The sequence below is a fragment of the Streptomyces sp. H51 genome, from assembly GCF_035656535.1.
Taxonomy (GTDB): domain Bacteria; phylum Actinomycetota; class Actinomycetes; order Streptomycetales; family Streptomycetaceae; genus Streptomyces.
The window spans coordinates 250,726-277,041 of sequence record NZ_JAYMHD010000066.1 but is presented as its reverse complement, the minus strand read 5'-3'; the positions used below and the strand labels follow the sequence as shown (position 1 = coordinate 277,041).

19 protein-coding genes are annotated in these 26,316 nt (G+C 75.1%); 12 read left to right on the top strand and 7 right to left on the bottom strand.

Features of this window, described 5'->3' with window-relative positions; all coding sequences use genetic code 11:
- Positions 1 to 202: 202 nt before the first annotated feature.
- Positions 203 to 2,554, top strand: a complete 2,352-nt coding sequence (locus VKA29_RS23150; protein WP_324787863.1) for a hypothetical protein — start codon at positions 203 to 205, stop codon at positions 2,552 to 2,554.
- Here the strand turns inward: VKA29_RS23150 and VKA29_RS23145 are convergent.
- The 4 genes from VKA29_RS23145 to VKA29_RS23130 all read right to left on the bottom strand — a co-directional run bounded on the left by VKA29_RS23145 (position 2,524) and on the right by VKA29_RS23130 (position 7,488).
- Positions 2,524 to 4,971: a right-handed parallel beta-helix repeat-containing protein gene (locus VKA29_RS23145; RefSeq protein ID WP_324787862.1), complete on the bottom strand. Its 2,448-nt coding sequence runs from the start codon at positions 4,969 to 4,971 to the stop codon at positions 2,524 to 2,526. The two genes, VKA29_RS23150 and VKA29_RS23145, sit on opposite strands and share 31 nt — an antisense overlap.
- Before the next feature lie 107 nt (positions 4,972 to 5,078).
- Entirely contained in the window at positions 5,079 to 5,684 is a 606-nt protein-coding gene (locus VKA29_RS23140) for a hypothetical protein (RefSeq protein WP_324787861.1), read from the bottom strand.
- 427 nt (positions 5,685 to 6,111) lie between these two features.
- Positions 6,112 to 6,948: an MOSC domain-containing protein gene (locus tag VKA29_RS23135; protein WP_324787860.1), complete on the bottom strand. Its 837-nt coding sequence runs from the start codon at positions 6,946 to 6,948 to the stop codon at positions 6,112 to 6,114.
- A 99-nt stretch (positions 6,949 to 7,047) separates the two neighbouring features.
- Entirely contained in the window at positions 7,048 to 7,488 is a 441-nt protein-coding gene (locus VKA29_RS23130; protein WP_324787859.1) for a DUF6643 family protein, read from the bottom strand.
- Positions 7,489 to 7,794: 306 nt separating this feature from the next.
- Here VKA29_RS23130 and VKA29_RS23125 point away from each other — a divergent pair, with 306 nt between their 5' ends.
- Complete coding sequence (locus VKA29_RS23125) at positions 7,795 to 9,174, top strand: TerD family protein (protein ID WP_324787858.1); 1,380 nt, start codon at positions 7,795 to 7,797, stop codon at positions 9,172 to 9,174.
- 16 nt (positions 9,175 to 9,190) lie between these two features.
- Here VKA29_RS23125 and VKA29_RS23120 read toward each other — a convergent pair whose 3' ends face one another.
- Positions 9,191 to 10,384 (bottom strand): glycosyltransferase, encoded by a 1,194-nt coding sequence (locus VKA29_RS23120; RefSeq protein WP_420718542.1) that lies wholly within the window; start codon positions 10,382 to 10,384, stop codon positions 9,191 to 9,193.
- A gap of 39 nt (positions 10,385 to 10,423) precedes the next feature.
- On the opposite strand from VKA29_RS23120, the gene VKA29_RS23115 reads away from it, so the two are divergent.
- Together VKA29_RS23115 and VKA29_RS23110 are read left to right on the top strand one after the other, a co-directional pair.
- The gene (locus VKA29_RS23115; protein WP_324787856.1) at positions 10,424 to 11,209 is read left to right on the top strand and encodes a glutamate racemase; all 786 of its coding nucleotides are present in this window, start codon (positions 10,424 to 10,426) and stop codon (positions 11,207 to 11,209) included.
- 129 nt (positions 11,210 to 11,338) lie between these two features.
- Positions 11,339 to 11,887: a hypothetical protein gene (locus tag VKA29_RS23110; protein ID WP_324787855.1), complete on the top strand. Its 549-nt coding sequence runs from the start codon at positions 11,339 to 11,341 to the stop codon at positions 11,885 to 11,887.
- A gap of 9 nt (positions 11,888 to 11,896) precedes the next feature.
- On the opposite strand, the gene VKA29_RS23105 is transcribed toward VKA29_RS23110, so the two are convergent.
- A complete protein-coding gene (locus VKA29_RS23105) occupies positions 11,897 to 12,940 on the bottom strand; it encodes an O-antigen ligase family protein (RefSeq protein ID WP_420718541.1) in 1,044 nt (347 codons plus the stop codon).
- Between the two features lie 301 nt (positions 12,941 to 13,241).
- On the opposite strand from VKA29_RS23105, the gene lnt reads away from it, so the two are divergent.
- From lnt to VKA29_RS23085, 4 genes are all read left to right on the top strand, one after another.
- On the top strand, positions 13,242 to 14,852 hold the full coding sequence (lnt, locus tag VKA29_RS23100) for an apolipoprotein N-acyltransferase (protein ID WP_324787854.1): 1,611 nt from the start codon (positions 13,242 to 13,244) through the stop codon (positions 14,850 to 14,852).
- 68 nt (positions 14,853 to 14,920) lie between these two features.
- A complete protein-coding gene (locus VKA29_RS23095; protein ID WP_324787853.1) occupies positions 14,921 to 15,400 on the top strand; it encodes an NUDIX domain-containing protein in 480 nt (159 codons plus the stop codon).
- Positions 15,401 to 15,454: 54 nt separating this feature from the next.
- A complete protein-coding gene (locus VKA29_RS23090; protein WP_324787852.1) occupies positions 15,455 to 16,255 on the top strand; it encodes a 3-hydroxybutyrate dehydrogenase in 801 nt (266 codons plus the stop codon).
- A 76-nt stretch (positions 16,256 to 16,331) separates the two neighbouring features.
- Entirely contained in the window at positions 16,332 to 18,371 is a 2,040-nt protein-coding gene (locus VKA29_RS23085) for a helix-turn-helix domain-containing protein (protein WP_324787851.1), read from the top strand.
- A gap of 54 nt (positions 18,372 to 18,425) precedes the next feature.
- Here VKA29_RS23085 and VKA29_RS23080 read toward each other — a convergent pair whose 3' ends face one another.
- Positions 18,426 to 19,814, bottom strand: coding sequence for an MFS transporter (locus VKA29_RS23080; RefSeq protein ID WP_324787850.1), 1,389 nt, complete (start codon positions 19,812 to 19,814; stop codon positions 18,426 to 18,428).
- A 295-nt stretch (positions 19,815 to 20,109) separates the two neighbouring features.
- On the opposite strand from VKA29_RS23080, the gene VKA29_RS23075 reads away from it, so the two are divergent.
- The 4 genes from VKA29_RS23075 (at position 20,110) to VKA29_RS23060 (ending at position 26,313) form a co-directional block, all read left to right on the top strand.
- Positions 20,110 to 21,150 carry a sugar-binding transcriptional regulator gene (locus VKA29_RS23075; protein WP_324787849.1) on the top strand — a complete coding sequence of 347 codons (1,041 nt, stop codon included), beginning with the start codon at positions 20,110 to 20,112 and terminating at the stop codon, positions 21,148 to 21,150.
- A gap of 8 nt (positions 21,151 to 21,158) precedes the next feature.
- The gene (locus VKA29_RS23070) at positions 21,159 to 21,818 is read left to right on the top strand and encodes a type VII secretion system-associated protein (RefSeq protein ID WP_324787848.1); all 660 of its coding nucleotides are present in this window, start codon (positions 21,159 to 21,161) and stop codon (positions 21,816 to 21,818) included.
- Positions 21,815 to 24,976, top strand: a complete 3,162-nt coding sequence (locus VKA29_RS23065; RefSeq protein ID WP_324787847.1) for a hypothetical protein — start codon at positions 21,815 to 21,817, stop codon at positions 24,974 to 24,976. The genes VKA29_RS23070 and VKA29_RS23065 overlap by 4 nt, the downstream gene beginning before the upstream one ends.
- Positions 24,977 to 25,056: 80 nt before the next feature.
- Positions 25,057 to 26,313: a hypothetical protein gene (locus VKA29_RS23060; RefSeq protein ID WP_324787846.1), complete on the top strand. Its 1,257-nt coding sequence runs from the start codon at positions 25,057 to 25,059 to the stop codon at positions 26,311 to 26,313.
- Positions 26,314 to 26,316: the final 3 nt, after the last annotated feature.

Here is a 26,316-nt window from a genome sequence, read left to right as displayed (position 1 = left end):
GCGGGCGTCCCATCCTCGCACGCCTCGCGGACAGCGGCGCCACCGGCGGCCCCCAGCACGCACACGCCACCCGCTCCCCGTGCGTCCCGCTCCGGTCACCCGGACAGGCGAGATTCGGTAACGACAGGTGTGAACCGCCCTCCCAGCGGAGATCCTGTGCCCGCACGCACAACACAACGGCGCGTCACGGGGAAGTGCGACAGTGGAACGTGCGCAGGAACGTGCCTCGGCCGGCGGGACGGACGGCCCCGCCGGGCGGTCCGGGGAATCCGCGGCAGCCCTCGAACTCCTGGTGCACGGAGTCGGCGGCACCACGCCCGAGAAGATGCTCGACGACCCGCGCACGGTGCGGATCACCGGCGACCACACGGCGGCCGTCTTCCGGCGCGCCGTCGACGCCGACGCGGAGAGCAGACCCGGCGAACACCGCGGCGGACCCGTGCCGGAGGCGTACGTCTGGTGCAACCTCACCTCCGGCAACAGCAGCCGCGCGCTGTGGCTCCTGCTGCTGCCGTTCATGGTCGTCAACCTCGCGCACTGGATGCGCCCCACCGCCCGCGAGCGCGGCCGCACGGTCCGCCTGTACGGCCTGCTGGTGCGGCTCGCCGGACTGACCCTGACGGTGCTGCTGGTCGCGGCGGCCTGTGAGGTCGCCCTGGACCTCACCGCCTGGCAGTGCGCGGGCACGCGCGCGTGCGCCGAACGGCACTCCTGGCTGGGCTTCCTCTCACCCGACGCGGCGCACGCCGGCTGGTGGAGCCGGCCCGGGCGCAGGCTCGCCCTCGCCGCGGCGGTGCCGACCGCGCTCACCGGTCTGCTGTGGTACCTCTCCCACCGCACCTGGAGCGCGTACGAGTCCCAGCAGCCGATCTCCCGGACCCACGAGCCGGAGGAGGAGACCGGCCGTACCGCGCTGGGCCGTCCCGGCTTCTGGTACGGGCGGCGGCTGGTCGCCCGGCTGCGTGCCGCCCACACCGCCGCCGGGCTGCTGACGGTGGCCGCCGCGGTCGGCTCGGCCGCGGCGCGCTTCGACCGCGCACCCGGCGGACCGGCCCTGCTCGACGTGCTGGGCCGGGGCCTGCAGGCGGCGCTCGCCGTCACCGGCGCCGTCGTGCTGTGGGTGGTCTGCCGCCGCGGGCGCAGCGAGAACCGCCTCGACCGCCACCTCGACGGGCACCTGGTACGGCGCCTGCCGCTCACCGCGCTGGCCCTGCTGGCGCTGACCGTGGTCCACGCCGGCTGGGAGCGCCCCGGATGGCGGTCGGCGGGCCGACTGGCGGGCGGCCACACCACGTTCGGCGGCATCATCCTGCTCCAGGGCCTGCTCGTGATCACCCTCGGCGTGACCGCCCATCTGCTGTACCGCACCCACCCCGACCCACGCGCCGCGATGCGGGGCCTCGGCGGTCCCGCCGTCGCCCTGCTGGCCTGCGCGCTCGGCGGGGTGATGTCCGGCGGGGTGGCGCAGCGGGTGTCCGACTGGCTGGACGGCACCGGCACCTCCATCGACGGCCCGCCGGTCCTGCTCACCTGGCAGGCGTCGGTGATTCCGCTGCTGCTCGTCGTCCTGCTGGTGCTGTGCGGCCTGCTGGGACGGCGGACCTGGCTGTCACGGCGCGGCGAGCTGGCCCGGGTGGAGCACGACTACCCCGGCGAGCCCAAGGACACGGCGCGCACCCGCCGCATCGCGACCACCCGCGCGATGGCCGCGCTCACCGACCGCGGCCCCCTCGTCGTCGCCGTCGTCTCCACCGCCACCCTGGTCCTCGGCGCCGGGGCTCTGCTCGGCGCGCAGTTGACCGAGCAGGCGCCCGTCCGGGCCGCCGGGCACGCCCCGACGTTCGTGCAGGGCGCCGCGGCGACCTCGCAGGCGCTGGGCTCCTGGCTGATCGGGTTCGGCTTCATCCTGTTCGTCACCTGGGGCAGACGCGCCTACAAGGACGCCTCCGCCCGGCGCACCATCGGCATCCTGTGGGACGTCGGCACCTTCTGGCCCCGGGCCGCCCACCCCTTCGCGCCGCCCTGCTACGCCGAGCGCGCGGTGCCCGACCTGACCTGGCGGATGGCGGCCTGGACGCGCGCCACCGGCGGCCGGCTCGTGCTCTCCGGCCACTCGCAGGGCAGCGTGCTCGCGGCCGCCGCGGCCTGGCAGCTGAGGCCCTCCGACCGCAAACGGATCGCCCTGCTGACCTACGGCTCCCCGCTGGAACGCCTCTACGGCCGCTGGTTCCCGGCCCACTTCGGCCCGGCCGCGCTCACCGCCCTGCACCACGAGGTCGACTGCTGGCGCAACCTCTACCGGCCCACCGACCCCATCGGCGGCCCGGTCCGGCTGCCCGGCGACTGCGGGCCCGAGGTGGACCGCCCGCCGCTGAAGGACCCGCTCGCCTACGGCCGCACAGCGCTGCATCCGCTGCCCGCCCCGATCCTCGGCCACTCCGACTACCAGGCGGACCCGGCGTTCGCCGAGGAACGCGAGCGGCTGCTGGCCCGGCTGCGGCCCGGAGTGCCGGGCCCGCGCCCTCAGGAGGACTCGGGCAGGTCCTCGGCGTAGAGCAGGGTCAGGTCGTCGGTGTCCGGCTCGGCCAGCTGCGCGACCCGGCTCGCGTGCCGCTCGACCATCGCCTCGAAGGTCTGCCGGGCCGTACGGCCGTTGCCGAACGCGGGTCCCTTCGGCAGGACGGTGAAGTACTTGAGCAAGGCCTCCGACGCGCCCGGCGCGAGCCGGTACTCGTGCTCGTCGGCCTGCTGCTCCACGATCCGCAGCAGTTCCTCGGGACCGTAGTCGCCGAAGGTGATGGTCCGGGAGAAGCGGGAGGCGACACCGGGGTTGACCGCCAGGAACCGCTCCATCTCGGCCGTGTAGCCCGCGACGATCACGACGACCGCGTCCCGGTGGTCCTCCATCAGCTTCACCAGGGTGTCGATGGCCTCCTTGCCGAAGTCCCGGCCGGCGTCCTCCGGGGACAGCGCGTAGGCCTCGTCGATGAACAGCACACCGCCGCGCGCCCTGTCGAAGGCCTCCTGGGTGCGGATCGCCGTGGAGCCGATGTGCTCGCCGACCAGGTCGACCCGGGACACCTCGACCAGGTGGCCCTTCTCCAGGACGCCGAGGGAGGCGAGGATCTCGCCGTAGAGACGGGCGACCGTGGTCTTGCCGGTGCCGGGGGAGCCGGTGAAGACCAGGTGCCGTTTGACCGAGGCCGCCTTCAGACCCGCCCGTTGGCGGCGTCGGCCCACCTCGATCATGTCGATGAGGGCGCGTACCTCCCGCTTGACGCTCTCCAGGCCCACCAGGGCGTCGAGTTCGCCGAGCACGTCCTGCGAGGCCCGCGCCGGCTGCTGCGGCTGCTCCGGCTGCGTGGCGGCGGCCACCGGCGCCGTGTCGCCGCTGCGGGGGCCGGGCACCGTGCCCAGCAGGCCGCCGGACGGGGCGGCCGTCTGCGTGACCGTCTCCCGAGCCGTGGGCGGCCGCACTCCCGCGCTCTCGTCGCTGGTGCAGTCCTCGACCACGGGACCGGCGCCGGGCGCCGCGTCCGCACCGGCGTCCGCGAACTCGTAGCCGCCGCGCGCGCACCGCTCCGTGCGGCACTTCTTCAGCGTCGTACGGCAGCCGTCTATCACGTGGAAGCCGTATCCGCCGCTGCCGGTCACCCGGCAGTTCAGGAAGGAGCCGCGGCCGCCCGCCGACACGTAGAAGCCGGCCTCGGCGGGGGAGTCGACCGTGCACCGCTCGATGGTGGGGTCGGCGCCCTTGGTGACGATCACGCCGGTCTGCGTGCCGTCCACGGTGCAGTTGTTGAGGGTGCCGCCGCTGCCGTGGTCGCGGAACCAGGCGCCCGTCGCGGCGTCCCGGATGCGGCAGTCGTCGAGCTGCGCGGTCGCGCCGTCGCTCACCGACACCGCCGTGTTGCGCACCTGCGACAGGTCGCTGTCGACGACGTCCGCCCGCGAACCGCGGTCGAGGACGAACAGGGCGTCCGGCACGTCGTGCACCCGGCACGAGTCGAGGACCGCGGTCGCGCCGTCGCTGACCCACACGGCCGGGTAGTCGCCGGTGCTGTCGAATATCTCGCACTGGTTGGCGTCGACGCGGGTGCCGGGGTCCCACACCGACAGCCCGTTGCGCCCGAACTGACGCACCGACGTGCGGGTCAGGGTGAGGACCGAGCGGGAACGCAGGTCGACCGCGTTCTCCGGGATGTCGTGGATGCGGCAGTCGGCGAGGGTGAGCACCGCCTCCGTGTCGAGGGTGACGCCGTCCGCCGTGGTGCGGTGCACGTCGCAGTCGGTGAGGTGCGCGGTGGCGCGGCCGGTCACCTGGACGCCGCTGCCCCGGACCTCGTACACCTCGCAACCCACCGCCTCCAGCGCCGAGTTCTCACCGGTGGCGGTCAGACCCGAGCCGGAGGCGTGGTGGATCCGGCAGCGCTCCAGGCGCGGGTGCGCGCCGCCGCGCACCGCGACACCCGCCTGCCCGGCCGCGACGACCTCGCACTCCTCGAACACCCCGCCCCCGCCGTCGACCACGGCGATGCCGATGCCCGCCGGGTTGTCGACGGTGCACCGGCGCACGGTCGGCCGCGCGCCCGCGCGCACCTCGATGCCGGCCGCGGACCGGGTCACGACCCGGACGTCCGTCAGCTCCGGCGCGCCCTCCTCGACGAGCAGCGCGGGCGCCGCCGCGTCCTGGCCCTCCACGTACAGGTCCTGCACCACCGCCGAGGCGCGCACGGTCAACGGCACCCCGTCCACGGGCGCGATCCGCACCGAGCCGGGGGCGCCCTCGGGGCCGCGCAGCGTCACCGCCCGCTGGACGACGAGGTTCTCCCGGTAGGTGCCGGGGGCGACGGTGAGGACGTCACCGTCGGCCGCGGCCTCCAGAGCGGCGGCGAGCGATGCGTACTCACCCGTGCGGCGCCGCCACCGCGACGTGCCGGTGTGCGTCACCTGGACCGTGCCCTGTGCCATGGCGTTGCTGTGCCCCCACCTGTGTCGACGCGGGTTGTCGCCGAATGCTTCGGCCGGTCCACCGTAGCGTGCGCGCGGGGGGTGGGTTGACCACAGTCCGAAGGCCGTCAGCTGCCGGTGCCGGTCCTGCCCCAGTCCGGGCCCGCCTGCTCCCAGGCCCGGTCCCAACGCGCGTATCTGCGGCGGACCATGCGCCAGACGATCAGCCGCCGGGCGCATTCGACGACGCCGGCGGTCAGCAGCGCGGCGCCGACGCCGGCGAGGACCGCGTGCGTGGTCGCCGCGGCCGAGTCCAGCGGCCTGGCCACCATGCGGCCCTGACGGTCCGTCCATATCGCGAAGCGGTCGCCCGCCTGCGGTGACACGAGCCCGGCGATGGCCGCTTCGCGGTGCGCGGAGCCGTCGGGTCCGGTCCACTCGGCGAGTACGCGGCTGCGCAGGTCCCGCGCCGAGGAGGTCTCGGGGTCGGTGTCCAGCGGGACGCGGTCCAGCTTGCGCAGCACGGTGGCCGTCACCAGGTGGCGGGCCCGGTGCTGCTCCCGCACCGACCGCTGCAGGGTCTGCTGGGCGGCGCCGCCGACGAGTGTGCCGATGAGGGGCGCGACGGCCAGCATCAGCAGCAGGGCGACCAGCGCCACCCAGGCCTCGACCAGGTCGGTCCTACGGCGCAGCGGATTGCGCCGCCAGCGCAGGAGCCCGCCGATGGCTCGCACCGTCTCGCACCCCCTCCCGCTCCGCGACAACCCCCGGCGGAGCCGCTCACCCGCGGGCCCGGTCGGAGGAGAGCGGCGTCACTGCCGACCGACCGGGTCCTCGACCAGGACGTCTGAGGACTCCTCGGAGCTCCTCGGCATTCCTCGGACCAGGAATCCTCGGGCTCCTCACGACCACGCAACGCGCGGGCCGCGCCCCCCGGTTCCCGGCCGCCGCACGTTGTCCGGATCTTTCCGGCCACCGGCCCCGCGTCGCCGTACCGGGCCGCCCGTTCGTCTCCGGGGGCCGCCCGTTCGTCGCGGTGGGGCGCAGGCCGGCCGTGTCCGGAAGCCGGGTCATCGGGCTGTCGGGCCGTCGGGGCGTCGGGCTGCCGGGCTGCCGGGTCATCGGGCTGCCGGGTCGTCAGTCCGCGGGGCTGCCGGGTGATCAGTCCGCCGGGTCGAGGATCCGCACCGGGTCGCCGACGCGGAGGGTGCCGCGGGTGAGCGGGACGAGGTTCTGCCCGAACAGCAGACCGCCGCCGAAGCGGCGGTAGCGGCCGAGGGTGCGCAGGGGTTCCTTGCCCCGCCGCGCGGTCTCCTGGTCGGTGGTGGTCACCACGCAGCGCCCGCACGGCTTGGCGACGCGGAAGACGACATCCCCGATGGCGAGGCGCGTCCAGTCGTCCTCGGCCCAGGCGTCGGCGCCGGCCACGACCACGTTCGGCCGGAACCGGTTCATCGGCAGGGGCCCCTCCGCCGGGTACTCGCCCTGCGCGATCAGGGAGTTGAGGGCGTCCAGCGAGGCGGCCGAGGCGAGCAGCAGCGGGTAGCCGTCGGCGAAGCTCACCGTCTCGCCGGGCCGGGCGTACGCCGGGTCGACGGGCCGGCGCGTCGCCGGGTCGTCCATGTGCACGAGGCGCACGTCGGCGCCGAGGAAGGCGCTGCACCAGGCGTGCGCGGCCGGATCGTCGGACGGGACGCCCTCGACCTTGTCCCCGAAGATCTCCACCGGCACCGTGCCGTCCGGGCGCGGGACCGCGACGTCCATCGGGTCCGCGCCGGGCGCGGACAGGCGGACGCCGCCGCCGGGCAGAAGCTCGGCGGCGGCCAGCGCGAGGCGCGGCTGCTGACGCTGGGTGACGACCTTTCCCCCGTGGTCGATCAGCACCCAGCGCCGGTCTCCGGCCAGCCCCCAGGGTTCCACCACGGCCTCCCGGGGCGAGACGCCCCGGAACGCCTTGACCGGATGGACGTGTATCGACTGCAGCAGCGCGTTCCCCATGCGGCCATCGTGCCAGGCGGCAGCGACAGCCGGGGACGGCGACCGGCCCCGTCCGGCACGCACGCCGGAACCGCGGGGCGCGGCAGCCGAGCCGCAGGTTCAGTAACCGCGGTACTGCTGCTGGTTGTAGTACGGGTCCTGGTACGAGGGCGCGGCGGGCCGTGGAGCGGCGGGCCGCATCGCCTCGTAGCCCATGCCGGTCGCCGCCACCGGGCGTGGCGGCTGCGGCTGCTGCGGGCCGGGGTAACCGCGCTGCGCGGAGGCCTGTTGCGGGATGTAGGCCGTGGGCGCCTGCTGCAGCGGAGCGGGCTGCTGCGCCTGCGGGTATCCGTAGGAGGGCTGGGACGGGGCCGACGGCAGGGCGGGAAGAGCCGACGGCAGGGCCGGCAGATGACTGCCCGGCATGTCGTACGCGGCGGGGACCCGGATCGGGGCGATCTGCGGAGTGCCCCGCTCGGCGACGAGCGAGTCGTAGATCGGGGTCTCCGGGAAGGAGGCGGAGTAGTAGCCGCCGCCATAAGTGGAGCGGGGGGAGGTCATGGCACATAAGTTAAGCCCACGATGTGCTGATTGGGGAGACCGATAAGAGGGTTGTTTTGCGCGTCGGCAGTGACTCCCGACCTCCAATGCGATCGAACTTGGCAAAAAGGGGCGCGGATCCGGGTCCGGGCCGGGTTCTGATCGGGTAAACCCCAAGTTCCGGGCGGGTTACCGGCGAGTCGGTCGCCGGTCTTCGCTCCCTTCTCATGGGAGTTGACGGCCCCAGGGAATAGGTTGTGCGGGAGAACCGAAGGGCTGCTGGGACGCGGACTCGCGCGCTGACACGTGATGGGGGCGGACATGTCAATGCCGAAAGGATCAAATACTCCGGTGCCGACCACGGCACTGAGAGTCGAATTGGGCTGGCGCGGCGGACCGGGCGTGCCGGACGCGGACGCCTCGGCGCTCCTGCTGGTGGGCGGCAAGGTCCGCTCCGACGGCGACTTCGTCTTCTACAACCAGCCGCTGCACGCCTCGGGCGCCGTCCGCCACGAGGGCAAGCGCAACGCCGCAGGCGGCGTCACCGACACCCTGCTGGTCGACCTCGCGCGCGTGGAGCCCGCGATCGAGAGCGTCGTCGTCGCGGCCTCCGCGGACGGCGGCACGTTCGGGCGGGTCCCGGGCCTCTACATCGAGGTCCGCGACGCCGCGCGGGGTGGCGTGGTCGCCCGGTTCGACAGTGCGGGCGCGAGCGTGGAGACGGCCTTCGTGCTCGGGGAGTTCTACCGCCGCCAGGGGGCGTGGAAGTTCCGTGCCGTCGGCCAGGGTTACGGCAGCGGTCTGGAGGGACTGGCCACCGACTACGGGATCACGGTGGGCGAGCCGCAGCACGCGGCGCGTCCGGCCGCGCCCGCTCCGGCGGCCCCGCCGGTCCCCCCGCCGGTGACGATGCCCCCGCCGGTCCCCCCGCCGGTGACGATGCCCCCGCCGGTCCCCCCGCCGGTGACGATGCCCCCGCCGGTCGCGCCCCCGGTGACGATGCCCCCGCCGGTCGCGCCGCCGGTCACCATGCCCCCGCCCCCGCAGCCGGCCGTCCCCGCGGCGCCGGTCCGGCTGACCAAGGTGACGCTCACCAAGGCGGCCCCCGCGGTCTCGCTCACCAAGCAGGGCGGCACCTCGGGCGCCATGCGGGTGAACCTCAACTGGCAGGTGCGCAAACAGTTCTCCGGCTGGGGCAGCAAACGCGGCCGCGCGGTCGCCATGCACTCCGACCTCGACCTCGACCTGTGCGCCCTGTACGAGCTCACCGACGGCAGCAAGGGGGTCGTCCAGGCCCTCGGCAACGCCTTCGGATCGCTGCACCAGCCGCCGTACATCCACCTCGACGGCGACGACCGCACCGGCGCCGTCGAGACCGGTGAGAACCTCACCGTCAACCTCGACCACAAGCATGCCTTCCGGCGGATCCTGGTCTTCGTGACCATCTACGAGGGCGCCCGCTCGTTCGCCGACCTGCACGCCACGGTCACCCTCCAGCCGCAGTTCGGCGCCGCGATCGACTTCTCGCTCGACGAGTGCACGGTCCCCTCGCCCGTGTGCGCCCTCGCACTGATCACCAACACCGGCCAGGACCTGGTCGTCCAGCGCGAGGCCCGCTACCTGGTGCCCGAGCGCGGGGTGAGCCCGCAGCGGACCGTCGACCACGCCTACGGCTGGGGCATGAACTGGACGCCCGGCCGCAAGTAGCCGCCGGGCCGCGCCGTCACCCCTCGTCGGGCACGGCGTCCGGGCGGGCGTAGGTGCGGCCCTTCCAGGCCGCACCGCGCCCCCGCCGGTGCTGCACCGCGGAGTCGACCGTCATCAGCAGGTAGAGGAAGGCGGTGAACGGCAGCAGCGGCGCGAGCCACAGCGGCTGGCGGTAGTAGTGGAGCATCGGCGCGTACGTCCCCGCCATCACCAGCCACGCCAGGCCGCCGAGGGACGCGGCCGCCGCGTCGCCGGCGGCCGCTCCCACGGCGAGCGTCACGGGCGGCACCAGGTAGACCAGCACCAGCCCGGCGACCGTGCCCGCCAGCAGCAGCGGGTTGTGCCGCAACTGGGCGTACGCGCTGCGCGACACCATCCGCCACAGGTCGTGCAGCCGGGGATACGGCCGCACGCTGTCCACCCGCTCGGCCAGCCCGAGCCAGACGTGCCCGCCGCCCGCCTTGACCGCGCGCGCCAGGGCCACGTCGTCGATCACGGCGTGCCGGATGGCGTCCGGGACGCGCGCCCGCTCGGCGGTGTCCGCGCGCAGCAGGACGCAGCCGCCCGCCGCGGCAGCCGTCCGCGCCGCCTTCCTGCCGATCCGGCGGAACGGGTACAGCTGGGCGAAGAAGTAGACGAAGGCGGGCACCACGAGCCGCTCCCACAGGCTCTCCACCCGCAGCCGCGCCATCTGCGACACGACGTCGAACCCGCCGGTACGGGCGGCGGCGACCAGCTGCCGCAGGCTGTCCGGCGCGTGCGCGATGTCCGCGTCCGTCAGCAGCAGGTACTCGGGGTCCCGCGCGCGTGCCAGCGCGATGCCGTGCCGCACGGCCCACAGCTTGCCCGTCCAGCCGGCCGGGGGCTCGCCCGGCGAGCCGACGGTCAGCGGCAGACCACCGTGCTCGCGCGCCAGCTCGCGGGCCAGTTCCCCGGTGCCGTCACGGCTGCCGTCGTCGACGAGGAAGACCTCCGCCCGTCCCGGGTAGTCCTGCGCGAGCAGCGACGGCAGGCTCTCGGGCAGCACGGCGGCCTCGTCGCGCGCGGGGACGACGACACACACGGGCGGCCAGTCGCCGGGCTCCTCACGAGGTGGCAGGCGCACGTCCGTGCGCCAGAAGAACCCCTGGCACAGCAGCAGCCACAGCCAGGCGGCGAGGGAAACGGCGGCGGTCCACGCGACGGGGCTCACGTCCGCAGTCTGCCCCAACCGACGGGCCGTCGAGGGCCCATCGTCTATCGTGGCCGGGTGAAGATCGCGCTCATGGACTCCGGAATCGGTCTGCTGGCGGCCACCGCAGCGGTACGGCGCCTGCGGCCCGACGCGGATCTCGTCCTGTCCCTCGACCCCGACGGCATGCCCTGGGGCCCCAGGACCCCCGAGGACCTGACCGCGCGCGCCCTGGCCGTCGCCGAGGCCGCCGCCGCGCACCGGCCCGACGCCCTCATCGTCGGCTGCAACACCGCCAGCGTCCACGCCCTGCCCGCACTGCGCGCCCTGCTGGAACCCGGCGTGCCCGTCATCGGCACCGTCCCGGCGATCAAGCCGGCCGCGTCCGGCGGCGGCCCCCTCGCGATCTGGGCCACGCCCGCCACCACCGGCAGCCCCTACCAGCGCAACCTCATCGCCGAGTTCGCCGACGGCGTGACGGTCACCGAGGTGCCGTGCCACGGTCTCGCGGAGGCCGTCGAGCACGCCGACCAGGCGGCGATCGACACCGCGGTCGCCGCGGCGGCCGCGCTGACCCCCGACGACGTGACGACCGTCGTCCTGGGCTGCACGCACTACGAACTCGTCGTCGAACGCATCCGCGCCGCGGTGCAGCGCCCCGGCCGCCCGCCGCTCGCCCTGCACGGCTCCGCGGGCGCCGTGGCCGCGCAGGCGCTGCGCCGGCTCGGCGAGCAGCCGGCCACCGGGGCCGCGGTGTCCGGCTCCCTCACCGTGCTGCTCAGCGGACGCGAGGGCGTGCTTCCGGAACCCGCCCTGGCCTACGACGAGGGCCGACTGCTGGAGGCGGTCACGCCCGCCGGGTGACCGGCGGCACGATCCGGGAGCCGGCCGTCCGCGTCGGCTCCGGCGGGTGGCGGCGCGTTCCCTCCGGTGTGTCGCGTCACTCTCCGCCATCCGGTGTCCGCGCAGCGAATCCTGAGTAACCTCGTAGTCATGAGGGACCACCCCCACCGCCGCTCCGCCGAGCCCCCGGACGTCTGGACCGGACGCGCCACCAACCGGATGCAGTGGCTGCTGGCGCTCGGCGGCGCCGCCTGCATGGCGCTCGGCATCGAGCTGGCCGTCGACTCGGCCTGGTCGTCCGGCGCCGCTCCACTCGTCATGTCGGTGGTCGGCTGCATCGCCGCCGGGCTGCTGGTCCTCTTCGGCACCCTCGCCTTCGTGCACGTCGACCTTCGGCTGGACCGGGAGTGCGTGGAGGTGCGCTGCGGCCACATCGGCGTGCCGCGCCGCCGCATCCCCCTCTCGCAGGTGGCCGGCGCGGAGTACGACGCGCACGTCACGCCGCGTCACTGGGGCGGCTGGGGCTACCGCTGGCGGCCCGAGAAGGGCACCGCCGTGGTGGTGCGCCGCGGTGAGGGCGTCGTGCTGCGTCTGTGGGACGGGCACACCTTCACCGTGACCGTGGACGACGCGGAGTCCGCGGTCCGGGTCATCCGGAACCGCCTGCGTCCCGGCCCGTCGGCCGCCGCCTCGCACTGACCAGGAGGCTCACGCCCGCGCCCGGCCGGCGCGTCCGGGCGCGTCGTCGGTCAGCGGGCGTGCCGTCGCCAGTCCGGCCAGGACGCCCGCGCCGGCCGAGACGGCGGTGAAGCTGAGGGCGTTGCCGACCGAGGCGATGCCCGCCAGCACGGTCAGGGCCGCGCCCGCGCTGAGCGCGACCGGCGTCGGCCGGGCGGAACGCCACAGCGCGTACAGCACCCAGCAGAACGCCGCCGCCAGCAGCAACACGCCGACGACCCCCTGCTCCGCCGCCAGTTGCAGCGGCGCCGAGTGCGGCTTGCCGTCCGGCGGCAGCGTCCGCAGCGCCGTCGGGCTCAGGTCGCCGAACCGTCCCGGGCCCACGCCGAGGGCGGCGTCCCGGCGGGCCAGCACCAGGGCGTCGCGCCACAGCCCGATCCGGTGCGAGGTCAGCGGGCCCTCCAGGAAGCGGGCGACCCCGCCCGGCAGGGCGCCCCCGGCCACGGCCCAGGTGCCCGCGGTCAGCAGGGCCGCGCCCAGCGCCAGGCCCGCGACGCCCGGGCCGCGGCGGTGCACCCGGCCGGCCGCCAGCGAGCACAGCAGCACGGCGGCGCAGGCGACGAACCCGGTGACCGACCCGAGGACGGCCGCGGTGACCGTGATGCCGGCCGCCAGCGCGCCGAGGGCCGACCGCCTGCCCGGTGTGGCGGCCCAGGCGGCGCAGCACGCGGCGCCCGTGGAGAGCACGAGCAGGGCGGCGGTGGCTCCCGCGTGTCCGAGCGGTACGGCGATCTGCGGGCCCGGGGCGAGACGCGGGACGGCCACCGTCAGGCCGGTCCCGGCCAGTGCCCCGGCGCACGGGGCCGCGACCGGCAGCAGCGCGCCGCAGATCCGGCCCGTCGCGTAGCCGGCGGCCACGGCCAGCACCGCGAGCAGTACGCCCTCCGGGCGGCCGCCGCGCACGCCCGCCGTGATCAGCGACCAGGCGGCGCACGCCCCGAGCACCAGCACGCCCGTCGCGTCAGAAACGTTCCGTCTGCCGCCGTCCTCCCCAGGACCCGCCACAGACGTCATCCCCCTGGAACGCACCCCGCCCCCCGAACCCGGCCGCCGTCCCGACCCCGCGCGCCCCGGACCGGTCCGGCCGCGACGGCCGGGCGACCGAGGCCCCGGCACACCGTAACCGCTGAGGGGCGTCGTGGGGACGGGCCGGGCCGGATCGCGCGGCCGGGTCGCGCCGCCGGGTCGCGCCGCCGGGTCGCGCCGCCGGCCGGCGCTGCCCTCACGAGGGAGCCCGGCCGGCCGGAGTTCCCCCACCACCACCGCACCGACCGCCGCTGTCCGTGCCGAGGTCACCCGCCGTAGACTCCGCAAGGTGACCGTCACCGCAACCTCCGTGGACGAGTCGGCCCCGCCGCAGTCGCGCATCGCCCCCGGGTGGCGTGCGGCACGCCTGGCGCGTCTCCTTCCGGCTCTCGCCGCGGCGCTCTCCGGAGTGCTGCTCTACGTCAGTTTCCCGCCGCGCACCGTGTGGTGGCTGGCCCTGCCGGCCTTCGCCGTCCTCGGCGGAGTGCTGCGCGGACGCGGCTGGAAGGCGGGCCTCGGCCTCGGCTACCTGTTCGGCCTGGGCTTCCTGCTCCCGCTGCTGGTGTGGACCGGGGTGGAGGTCGGCCCCGGGCCCTGGCTGGCGCTGGTGGCGATCGAGGCGCTCTTCGTCGCGCTGGTCGGCGCGGGCATCGCCGCGGTGTCGCGGCTGCCCGGGTGGCCCGTCTGGGCGGCCGCGGTGTGGATCGCCGGCGAGGCGGCACGCGCGCGCGTGCCGTTCCACGGCTTTCCCTGGGGCAAGATCGCGTTCGGGCAGGCCGACGGGGTCTTCCTGCCGCTCGCCGCGGTCGGCGGCACCCCGGTGCTCGGCTTCGGGGTCGTGCTGTGCGGCTTCGGCCTGTACGAGGCGGTGCGGTCGGCGGCGCGCGGGCGCCGCACCCGGGCCGTGCGGCGTTCCGCGGCGGCCGTGGCCCTGCTGAGCGTCACCGTCCCGGTCGCCGGAGCGCTGGCCGCCCGGTCCCTGGTGAGCGACGCGGCGGAGGACGGTCACACCACCGTCGCGGTCATCCAGGGCAACGTGCCCCGCTCCGGTCTTGAGTTCAACGCCCAGCGGCGGGCGGTGCTCGACTATCACGCGCGCGAGACCGAACGCCTGGCCGCCGAGGTCGACGCGGGCCGGATCGCCAGGCCCGACTTCGTGCTGTGGCCGGAGAACTCCTCCGACATCGACCCGTTCGTCTACGCCGACGCGCGCGCCGTCATCGACCGGGCGGCCAAGGCCGTCGGCGTGCCGATCTCGGTCGGCGGCGTCGTCGAGCGGGACGGGAAGCTGTACAACGAGCAGATCCTGTGGGACCCGGTCAAGGGCCCCACCCAGACCTACGACAAGCGGCAGATCCAGCCGTTCGGCGAGTACCTCCCGCTGCGCTCGCTCATCGGCGCGATCAACAGCGACTGGACCTCGATGGTCCGCCAGGACTTCAGCCGGGGCACCGAGCCGGGCGTGTTCACCATGGGCAGCGCCAAGGTCGGCCTCGTCACCTGCTACGAGGCCGCCTTCGACTGGGCCGTGCGTTCCGAGGTCACCGACGGCGCCCAGCTGATCTCCGTGCCGAGCAACAACGCCACCTTCGACCGCAGCGAGATGACGTACCAGCAGCTCGCCATGTCCCGGGTCCGCGCCGTCGAGCACAGCCGGACGGTCACCGTGCCGGTCACCAGCGGCGTCAGCGCGATCATCATGCCGGACGGCAGGATCACCGGGAAGACCGGCATGTTCGTGCCCGGCCACCTGGTCCAGAAGGTGCCGCTGCGCTCCTCCGAGACGCCGGCCACCCGGCTGGGGGTCCTGCCGGAGATGCTGTTGCTGCTGGTCGCCGCGGGGGGACTGGGCTGGGCGATCACCGTCCGAGTGCGCGGGCGGCGCGCCGGGGAGGTGTAGCCGTACGCCGGACGCACGCCCCTCGCGTCGCACGGAGGCGGCGCGGTCCGCCGGTTAGGGTCGGACTCATGCCTACTCCTGACTTCATCCGCCGGATACGGACCACGGCCGGCCACCAGTTGCTCTGGCTCCCGGGTGTGAGCGCCGTCGTCTTCGACGACGAGGGCCGGATCCTGCTGGGGCAGCGCGCGGACAACGGCAAGTGGACGGTGATCTCGGGTATCCCGGACCCGGGCGAGCAGCCCGCGGCCGCCGTGGTGCGGGAGGTGTTCGAGGAGACGGGCGTACGGTGCGTCGTCGAGCGCGTCGTCGCGGTGAAGTCGGGCCGGCAGGTCACCTACCCCAACGGCGACATCTGCCAGTTCATGGACATCTGTTTCCGCTGCCGGGCGGTCGGCGGCGAGGCGTGTGTGAACGACGACGAGTCCCTTCAGGTCGGCTGGTTCGAACTGGACGCGCTGCCCGAGATGGGCGAGTACCAGCACTTCCGGATCAAGCAGGCGCTGTCCGACGAACCCGCATGGTTCCAGCCCATGAGTGACGAATGAAGTGTGGGTGCTGACCACATGTGGCGGGGCAGGGGTGCTGCCTAGGGTCGAGGCATGACCCCGCCCACCGCCCCTGCGGCCCCCCACGCGTCCCCCCTCGACCTCGGCGGTCGTACCGCCCTCGTCACCGGTGCCGCCGGCGGCATCGGCCGCGCCTGCGCGCTGCGACTCGCGGCCGCCGGGGCCAAGGTCAGAGCGGTGGACCGGGACGCCGCCGGACTGGAGGAACTCGCCGACCGCGCCGCCGGCCTCGCGGGTGGTGTCGAGCCCCACGTCCTCGACCTCACCGACCTCGACGCCGCCGAGCGGGCCGCCGCCGGCACCGACGTCCTCGTCAACAACGCGGGGCTCCAGCTGGTGCGCCCCATCGAGGAGTTCCCGCCCGACGTCTTCCACACCGTGCTCACCGTGATGCTGGAGGCACCCTTCCGGCTGATCCGCGGCGCCCTGCCCCACATGTACGGGCAGCAGTGGGGCCGTATCGTCAACGTGTCCTCCGTGCACGGCCTGCGCGCCTCCGCCTACAAGTCGGCCTACGTCTCCGCCAAGCACGGCCTGGAGGGGCTGTCCAAGACCGCGGCCCTCGAAGGGGCGCCCCACGGCGTCACCTCCAACTGTGTGAACCCGGGCTATGTGCGCACCCCCCTGGTCGAGAAGCAGCTTGCCGACCAGGCCCGCGCGCACGGCATCCCCGAGGAACGCGTGCTGACGGAGGTGCTCCTGCAGGACAGCGCCGTCAAGCGGCTCGTCGAACCCGAGGAGGTCGCCGAGGCCGTGGCGTACCTGTGCACCCCGCAGGCCTCCTTCGTGACCGGCACCTCGCTCGTCCTCGACGGCGGCTGGACCGCGCACTGAGCGGGCCGGTTCCGCTGAGCCGCCGAGTTGTCCACAGGGCTGACGGGGCGGCCGTGCGATGGGTGATCCTGTGAGCATGCCTCGCGATCACACGCAGTCCGCCGAGCGGGTCGGCGCCGTACCCCCCGGTCCGGCGACGGCCGGTGCCGAACGCCCCGGTCCGGCGACCGACGGTACGGAACGCCCCGGTCCGGCGACCGACGGTGCCGAACGTCCCGGTCCGGCGACCGTCGGTGCCGAGACGCCGTTCCTGGAGCTGCTGGCCAGGGGCGCCTCCGCCGACGCCTACGAGCAGCCGGTGCTGCTCGCCCGCGCCGAGGGACGCTCCGCGGAGACGGTCGCCGCGCTGGAGCAGGCCAAGCTGGTCGCCCTGCGGGTGCGCGCGGAGCTGGAGGGCCGGCGCCGGCGGGAGGCGGAGCTGTCGGCGCTCTTCGAGACCGCCCACGACCTGGCCGGCCTGCGCGACCTGGACGCCGTGCTGCGGGCGATCGTGCAGCGCGCCCGCTCCCTGCTGGGCACGGACGTCGCCTACCTGAGCCTGAACGACCCGGCGCGGGGCGACACCTACATGCGGGTGACCGAGGGCTCGGTCGCCGCCCGCTTCCAGCAGCTGCGGCTGGGCATGGGGGAGGGGCTCGGCGGCCTGGTGGCCCAGACCGCCCGCCCCTACGTCACCGACGACTACTTCAAGGACGCCCGCTTCCAGCACACCCACTCCATAGACGCGGGCGTGCACGACGAGGGCCTGGTCGCCATCCTCGGCGTGCCGCTGATGCTGGGACACCACGTCATCGGCGTCCTGTTCGCCGCCGACCGGCGGGCCCGGGTCTTCGAGCGGGAGCAGATCGCGCTGCTGGGCTCGTTCGCCGCGCTCGCCGCCGCGGCCATCGACACCGCGAACCTGCTGACCGAGACCCGCTCCGCCCTCGCCGGGCTGGAGCGGGCCAACGAGATCATCCGGGACCGCAGCGCGGTCATCGAACGCGCCTCCGACGTCCACGACCGGCTCGCCGAACTCGTCCTGCGCGGCGGTGGGGTCCACGACGTGGCCGCGGCCGTCGCCGAGGTCCTCGACGGCACGGTCGAGTTCGCCGAGGCCGCCGCGACCCCGGCCGCAGCCCTGGCGGCGTCCCGAGCGGAGGGCCACGCCGTACGGCACCGGGACGACTGGATCGCCGCCGTCGCCGCGGGCGGCGAGCTGCTCGGCGCGCTCGTCCTGCGCGGCCACCCCCGCCTCGACCCCGTCGACCAGCGCACGCTGGAGCGCGCCGCGATGGTCACCTCGCTGCTGCTGCTGGCCAGACGGTCGGCCGCCGAGGCCGAACAGCGCGTGCGCGGCGAGTTGCTGGACGATCTGCTGGACGCCCGCGACCGGGACCCCCGCCTGCTGCGCGACCGCGCCTCCCGGCTGCGCGCCGACCTCGACGCCGTGCACGTCGTCCTCGCCGCCCGCCTGGTCGGCGCCACCGCGGACGCCGACCAGGCGGCGGACGCCCGGCGGCGCCTGTGGTCCGCCGCCTCGCACCTCGCCGCGACCCGCCACGGCCTCGCCGCCGCCCGCGACGGCGGGACCGTCCTGCTGCTGCCGCTCACCTCCGGTGCCACCGCCACCGACCTGGCCCGCCGCACCGCCCGCGACCTGGGCACGGCGGTCAACGAGGCGGTCACCGTCGGCGCCTCCGCGCCCGTCGGGGACCTGGCCGACCGCCCCGACGCCGTCGCCGCGGCCTACGAGGAGGCGCGCCGCTGCCTGGACGCCCTGGCGCTGCTGGGCCGCTCCGGCGACGGTGCCGCCGCCGAGGACTTCGGCTTCCTCGGCCTGCTGCTCGCCGGGGACCGGGACATCGCCGGCTTCGTCGAGCGCACCATCGGGCAGGTCATGGCGTACGACGCGCGCCGTGGCACCGACCTGGTCCGCACCCTGGACGCGTACTTCGCCTGCGGGATGAGCCCCGCCCGCACCAAGGACGACCTGCACGTCCACGTCAACACCGTCGCCCAGCGCCTGGAGCGGGTCGGCCGCCTGCTGGGCGCCGACTGGCAGAGCCCGGCCCGCGCCCTGGAGATCCAGCTCGCCCTGCGGCTGCTCCGGCTGTCCGCGCCCGAACAGGGCTGACCCCCGCACGCACATCGCGTACGGGGGCCGGTACCGGTTTCGGTGTCCGGGGGATCACACCGTGCGCGCGCCCTCCGCCGCCCGCGCCGTCGCCTGCTCCCCGCCGGCCGGGGAGGCCACGTCGGCCAGGTCCCGGTGACGCGTCTCCCGCGCCGCACCCACGGCGACGAGCGTGAGCACGGCCGCGGCGATGACGTACAGGGCGATCGGGGTGGAGCTGTCGTAGTCGGCCAGCAGCGCGGTCGCGATCAGCGGGGCCGGGGCGCCCGCCGCGACCGAGGCGAACTGGGCGCCGATGGAGGCGCCGGAGTAGCGCATCCGGGTCGCGAACATCTCGGAGAAGAAGGCGGCCTGCGGCGCGTACATCGCGCCGTGCAGCACCAGGCCCACGGTCACGGCGAGGATCAGGCTGCCGAAGCTCCCGGTGTCGACGAGCGCGAAGAACGGGAACATCCACAGCCCGACACCGGCCGCGCCCAGCAGGTACACCGGACGCCGTCCGACCCGGTCCGACAGCGCGCCCCAGGCGGGGATGACCGCGAAGTGCACGGCCGACGCGATCAGCACGGCGTTGAGCGCGGTCTGCTTGGAGACGCCGGCGGACGTCGTCGCGTACACGAGGATGAACGCGGTGATGACGTAGTAGCTGATGTTCTCCGCCATGCGTGCGCCCATCGCCACCAGCACGTCACGCCAGTGGTGGCGCAGCACGGACACCAGCGGCAGCTTCTCCGGCTCCGCGTCGCGGGCGGCCTTGCGGGCCTCGGCGTGCGCCAGCGCCTGCTTGAAGACGGGCGACTCGTCGACGGACAGACGGATCCACAGGCCGACGATCACCAGCACGCCGGAGAGCAGGAACGGGATCCGCCAGCCCCACGAGACGAAGGCGTCGTCCGACAGCAGGGCCGTCAGCGCGGACAGCACGCCCGTCGCGAGCAGCTGTCCCGCGGGCGCGCCGGTCTGCGGCCATGAGGCCCAGAACCCGCGGCGCCGCGCGTCCCCGTGCTCGGACACCAGCAGCACCGCTCCGCCCCACTCGCCGCCGAGCGCGAAGCCCTGCACCAGGCGCAGCGTGGTCAGCAGCACCGGAGCGGCGGTCCCGACCGTCGCGTGCGTGGGCAGCAGACCGATCGCGCACGTCGCCCCGCCCATCAGCAGCAGGCTCAGCACCAGCAGCTTCTTGCGCCCGAGGCGGTCGCCGTAGTGCCCGAACACCAGGGCGCCCAGCGGGCGGGCGGCGAATCCGACGGCGTACGTCAGGAACGACAGCAGCGTGCCGACCAGCGGGTCGGAGTCCGGGAAGAACAGCTTGTTGAAGACGAGCGCCGCGGCGGAACCGTAGAGGAAGAAGTCGTACCACTCGATGGTGGTGCCGATCAGGCTGGCGGCGACGATGCGCTTGAGGTTGGTCGGCGTCGGTGGAGCGGTTGCTGCGGAGGCCATGTGCGCCACTTCCTCGTGTGCGGTGGGGACGGGTACGTGTCGGCACACCGTAGGAAGATGCAGGTCACAGGCGTATGTGCGGGGACTACATAGTTCTGGGTGGTGGAGTGCGTGCGGCCACCATGGAGGTAGCGTTCGGGTCTCCTCCGGACGTGACCCTCCTCGGTCGCAGTGGCCACTGAGGTCCCTGGTGTCACTTCCGTGTCACTTCCTTGTTATCTTTTGATCATGTCTGATGGGTGAACTGGCCGCAGCATGGCGTGAGTTGACAATTGATGAAAGTGCGGAGAGTGGCATGGCTGAATCGGCTGAGGTGGCGGCGGCGTTACCGGCGCCGATCGACACGCTTCTCGCCGCCGCCGTCGCCCGGCGCTTCTACCTGGAGCACCGGTCGAAGGTGGAGATCGCCAAGGAGTTCGGCATCAGCCGGTTCAAGGTGGCCCGCCTCCTCGACGCGGCAGTCGCCCACGACATCGTGCGGATCGACATCACGGTGCCGGCCGAGATCGACGTCCCGCTCGGGCGGGCGCTGACCGAGCGGTTCGGACTCCGCCACGGCATCGTTGTCAGCCTGGAGCGCGGCGAGGGCGGTACGGCCTCCCCCGCGGACCAGCGCCACAACGGCCGCTGGCTCGGCACGGCGGCGGCCCGGCTGCTCTCGGAGATCGCCGAGGAGGGTGACGTCCTCGGGCTGGACGGCAGCCACTCGGTGGACGCGCTGAGCGAGGCGGTCACCCGGCTGCCGCTCTGCGACGTGGTCCAGTTGACCGGGGTGCACGGACGGGACCTCGCCCGCGACGCCGCGATCACCGCGGTCCACCGGATGGCGGCGGCGGGAGGCGGCAGGGCGTTCCCGCTGCACACGCCGTTCCTCCTGCCCGACGCGGCGACCGCCGCCGTGCTGCGCAGCCAGCCCGCCACCGCCGAGACGCTGGACCGGTTCGGCCTGGTCACCAAGGCCGTCGTCGGCATCGGCGCGTGGGACGCCCCGCACTCCCCGGTGTACGGCGCCATGTCCGAGCGGGAGCGGGAGACGCTCCGGGCGGCGGGAGCGTGCGCCGAGGTGGCCGGCCACGTCCTGGACGCCGTCGGCCGGCTGATGCCCACCGAGGTGAACGCCCGCACCATCGCGGTCGGTGCCGCCGAACTCCGCGGCATCGCGGAGCTCATCGGTGTCACGGCCGGTGGGCGCGGCACCGGAGCGGTCCGCGCCGTACTGAGGTCCGGACTGCTCACCGGAGTCGTCACGGACGCCGCTACCGCGCGCCGTCTCCTCTGGCACGACGACCCGGACGACCCGGCACGGACCGCGGTGGCGCCCCGATTCACCGAATGAGGACAGCGATGAGCCAGCAGGACGAGGCGCTTCCGCCCGTTCCGGACGACATACGTGAGGCGGGCCGCCTGGCCCCGGACCACTGGCTGGGGGTGGTCGACCCGATGTGGTCCGGGGCGGGGAGGCCACCGGAGTGGGCCGTCACCGGACGGTGGCGGTCCGGCCTCGACGGCGAGATCGTCGAATGGGAGGAAAATCCCGCGTACCGGCCCTCGCCGCGTGCGCTCGGCTGGCCCGAACCGGAGGACGAGGTGGACCGCGCCGTCCAGTTCGCGTCGACCGGCTACGGGCCCGGCGAGGCGGTGCCGGCCGCGCTGGTGGGGCGCGAGGTGGCCGTGCTGACGGCGCCGGGCGGCGGCCTGCTCAGCGCGGCGGCGCCGGACGGGACGCCGGTGGTGCCGGTGTTCACCTCGTCGGTGTTCCTGCACACCACGGGGCGCTTCGCCTTCGAACCGGTCGGTGTGGAGGACCTCTTGGCGCGCGTTCCCGAAGGGCACGTGCTGTATCTGAACCCCTCGGCCGCGGTGAGCATGCTGCTGGACCCGGAGGCGGTCCGCGACGCGCTCCGTGACGGTACCGGGGAGCGGCCGCCCGCGGCCGCGCCCGCGGCCCCCACCGCGCGGGTGCTGACCGAGGCCGTTCACCCGGTCCGGGAGGCGGACGCGTGAGGCGCTGGTCTTCCGTGGTGCCGGGCCGCGGACGCGGGTCCGGCACCGGTACCGGCCGCCGGGACACGGCGCTCCCGGCCGACGGCGCGAACGGCACCGGAAACCGGGGCACCGGCGGCCCGCCCGTCGAGGACATCGACGGCGTGCTGCTCGTGCGCTCGGTCGAGGACGACTCCTTCCCCTTGGAGGTGGTGGCCGAAGTGGCGGGCGCCGTGAGCGGCGAGGAGGACGTCGTCACGGTGATCGTGGGCTCCACCGCCGGGGGCGGGGCACCCGACGCCGACCTCTGGGCACGGCTGGGCGCGCTGCTGGACTCCCTCCGCGCGCGGGGCTCCGAGCGGGTCCGGCTCGTCATGTCCGGCGCCGGGGACGACCGGCCGGAGCGGCCCTGCGTCGCCCGCCGGATCGCGGACGCCTGGGAGCTGGAGGTGACGGCTCCGGACGGGGCCGTCCTGATCACGCCCGGGGGCGCGCTCTTCGTCCACGGCGACTCCCGCCCCGGGTGCGGCTGGTGGCGGTTCGCGCCGGGCGAGAAACCCCGCAAGCTGGGCAGACGCGCCCCGGCGCCCGCCTGGGAGGAGGCGCTGGGCGCGGTGCCCGAGCGTACCGGCGGCTGCGTGGTGGACCGCGTGCCGGCGGGCGTGGCGATCCGCCCGGCTCAGGCACCGGGCCCGGCCCCCGACGACCTGTGTTACTCCGTGCCCGTCGACTTCGAGCGCCTCACGGTACTGGTCGGTGCCCCACAGGCCGAGGACGTCGCCGCCGACGAGGTCGCCGCCGTCCTCGCCGGGCTGCCGGAGGCGCAGCGCGCCCGCGCCCGGCTCGCGCCCGGCGGCCGGCGCGATCTGCTGCGGCTCGGGCAGTCGGTCGCCGACCTGCTGGCCACCGAGGTGGAGGTGCTCACCGGGCTGCCCCTGCTGGACGACCACGCACCGCCCGGAACGCCTCCCCGGCCCACGCTGGTCGGGCTGGACGGCAGGCCGAGCTGGCGGCCGTTCGTGTCGTCCGTGATCTGCGGGCCGGTCGACTCGAAGGGGCGGGCGCCTGTACCCCGGCCGACGGAGGTGCACCCGCCCGACTGGATACTCGGCGGCGGCGAACGGGGGACGGTACGGCTGACGGACCGCTGGCAGGCGACGGTGACCCGGGCCGGTCTCGCCCTGTGGGCACAGGACGGCCCCCGTCCCGGGCCGCTCGGACCGGCCGTCGACCCGGAGACGTGCGCCATCGAGCTGGGCATGCCGGGACAGCCGTTGGACGGCTCTCTGCTGCCCGCGCTGTCCCGCCTCCTGCACGGTCTCGGGACCGACCTCCGGTCCCGCACCACCCTGCTGGTCCGCGGCAGACTCCTGGCGGGCGACGGCGCCCTGCGCCGTCTGGCCGCCGACCACGGCGTACCGAACATCCGCTACGTCACCACCGGCCGGCCCCCGCGCCCCGGTGCGGCGACCGGCCGGCCGGTCGTGACCGCGCAGCCCGGACACGTCTCACGGTCCGGCGGCATGCCGTCGCACCGGTCCGGTACGGCGGTTGCCCTCCCGACTGCCGGGCCCGGGGTGCCATCGCCCGCGCCCGCGCCCGCCGCGCGCCCCGACGCCCCGCAGGGCGTCGGGGCCGCCGAAGTCAGCGGTGTTGCCGGCGGGTCTCCGGTGGCCGGGCCCGTTGCGCCCCCGGGTCCCCGCGCGGACGGAGGTGCTCCCGGCCGGCCGACCGCCGGTGCCGGGGTGCCCGTGCCGCCGGTGTCCCTCCGGGAGGGTGGGCCCGTTCCCCCGCCCGATTCCGTGCTGGGCGGCGGGGTCGCCGAAGTCGGCGTGGATGCCGTCGGCCCGGGGGGCGCGTCGGGCGCGCTCCCCGGGGCCCCTCCGGAGGCAGTCGAGCCCGATGAAGCCGAGCCCGGAGGAACGGAGCCCGGTGGAGCGGAGCCCGGGGGAGCGGAGCCCGGGGGAGCGGAGCCCGGGGGAGCGGAGCCCGGCGCGGTCGTGCCCACCGCGTCCTCGGAGCCCCGTCCGCGGCCGCGGCTCGGCGAAGGGGCCGCCTCCGCGGTGTTGCCGGAGGGCGGTGCCGATGTCGTGAGTGGGCAGGGGGTTTCCGCCTCCGTAGTGTTGCCGGAGGGCGGTGCCGATGTCGTGAGTGGGCGGAAGGCTTCCGTCCCCGCAGCGTTGCCGGAGGCCGGTGCCGGTCCAGGAGTCTCGCGGGCCCGGTCGGCGGCCGCTTCCCCGGACGGGGTGCGCGCCGGAGCCGATGGCGAACCCGGCGACGGCGGGGTCGGTGGGGCGGCGCGCGCCGCCGCTGGGGGAGACGGGCCAGGGCCGGACGGTGACCGGGCCGTGCGGGCCGAGCCGGGGGAGAGACCGCAGAGGCGGGTCGCCGAAGCGCCCGCCCCGCCCCGCGCCGTCCTGCCGTTCGTGCCCGGGCACATCAGTGGGGCCGCGGAGCGTGCCGCGTTCAGGGACCTCGCTGCCGGTTCCTGGGAGGGGCACGCTGCCGCGGTGTCCCGGGTGCTCACCCGGATGCCCGCGCTGCGCGGCCACGAACTGGAGGCGGCGCGGACCGACCTCATCGCCGCGCACGCCTACCTCACCGCCGAAGAGGGCCCGCTGCACCACCCGGAGCTGATCCGGGACCTGCACACCGGCGAGGGGCGCCTGCTGCCCTACGCCGGCTGCCTGGCGTCCGCTCTGCGCAGGCTGCCCTCCTACCGGGGTGTGGCGCTGCGCGGCGGTGACGCGGACGGCCCCGAACCGGCGGTCGGTGCTCTGCTGCACGATCCGGCGCCGGTCAGCGCCCTGGCCGGGGCGTCGGCGCTCCCGGCCGGAGCCCCCGGACGCTATGCGATCTGGTCCGTCACCGGACGCAAGGTGCGACAACTGCTCGACCGGCCGGGCGGCTCCACGGAGGCGTACGAGGAGATCGTCTTCGTGCCGGGGACCGGCTTCCGCGTGCTGGGGGTCCGGGCCACGCCCGAGGGCCGGTCCGTCGTGCTGCTGCGCGAACTCCCCGGGAACGCGACCGCCTACATGGACGGGGCGGAGGAGATGAGCGGGCTGGATCTCAAGGCGCTCGCGCACCTTGAGGAGGCACTCGCCAAGGGCTTCCGCGGCGGCGAAGTCCCGCAGTGGCCGGAACGCTGTGCCGGGCCCATCGGCCAGGACGGATAGCGAGCGGGTACCGCATCGCCCGCCCGCATCGCCCGCACGACCGCCTGTCACTTCACAGTCCGTACAGATCGAGGAGAACGATGGCAAGCCAGAACAAGCCGCCCGCTTCCGAGAGGCCCGAGGGCAGGGGCGGTTCGTCCGTGCGCAGGGCCGTCTCCCTCGGGTCGGCGGCGGCCGACCCCGGCCCGATGCTGGCACCGGCCGCGCGACGGGCGCCGGAGCCGGGCCAGGACGGGGCCGAGGGAGCGGAGAGGGCCCGCTCGGCCCCGACGGCCCCGGACGCCGCCGAGAGCGAGGCCGGCCCCGAGGCGCCCGCCACCACCGGGGAACCGGCCGCGTCGGCCGGTGCGTCGGCCGGGTCCGCTCCGGGGGAGCGTTCGGAGGCGGAGAGCGAGAGCGCCGCCGGGCCGGCCACCGGGGTCCGGGCCGTCGCGGACGCCGAGGCCCGCGGAGTCGGCGGTACCGCCGTGGACAGTGCCGCCGTGGACGGTGCGGGTGCGGACGGACCGCCGTCCGGGAACCCGAAGAAGCCCCTGCTCGCCGCCGCCGGCATCGCCGGCGTCGTCCTCCTCGCGGTGCCGCTGCTGATCTGGGCCACGGACGACTCGCGGCAGAAGAAGGACCACGTCGCGGTGGCCAACGGGTCCGACACGCTGCTCGAAGAAGATCCCCTGGAAGTCCCGAAGGGCGACTACTCCCCGGCGGCGCCGACACCGCGGCCGTCGACCGGCAAGCCGTCCGCCAAGCCGTCCGCCAAGCCGAGCCCGGCTGTCCACAAGGCGGAGACGGTGCCGAGTCCGGCCCCGACGAGCGAGCCGGCCGGGACGCCCAAGAAGGCGGCGAACCCGGTGAAGGAGAACACGGCGCCCAAGCTCCCGCCGAACACCGCCGCCTACGCCGTGCAGCGGCTGGCCGCCTCGAACCCCGGCCGGCACATCTGCTACCGGGTTCACGTGAAGGGCGTGGGCTGGACCGACCCCGTGTGCGACGGGGCCACCGCGGGCCAGGAGGGCAAGGGACGGCCGATCACGGCCATCAACATCGCGGTGGCCGACGCGAAGAAGGTGAACGGCAACGAGTTCGTCCAGAAGGACGGATGGACGACCGGCTGGTCGGGCGCGGTCGACGGGACGGACCTGGTCCTGGGAAGCGCCGCCTCGAACGCGCCGAACCTCAGCGGCTTCACCATCGGTGTCGACTCGGGAACCGCCTGCCAGAACCACAAACTCGGCGGGCACGACTGGGGCGGCCTGGCGTGCGAGTCCTCCCAGGGCTGGATCTTCGGCGGGTCGACGGAGCCTCAGTACTGGCTGGAGGCCGTCAGGTTCACCGTCTGACGG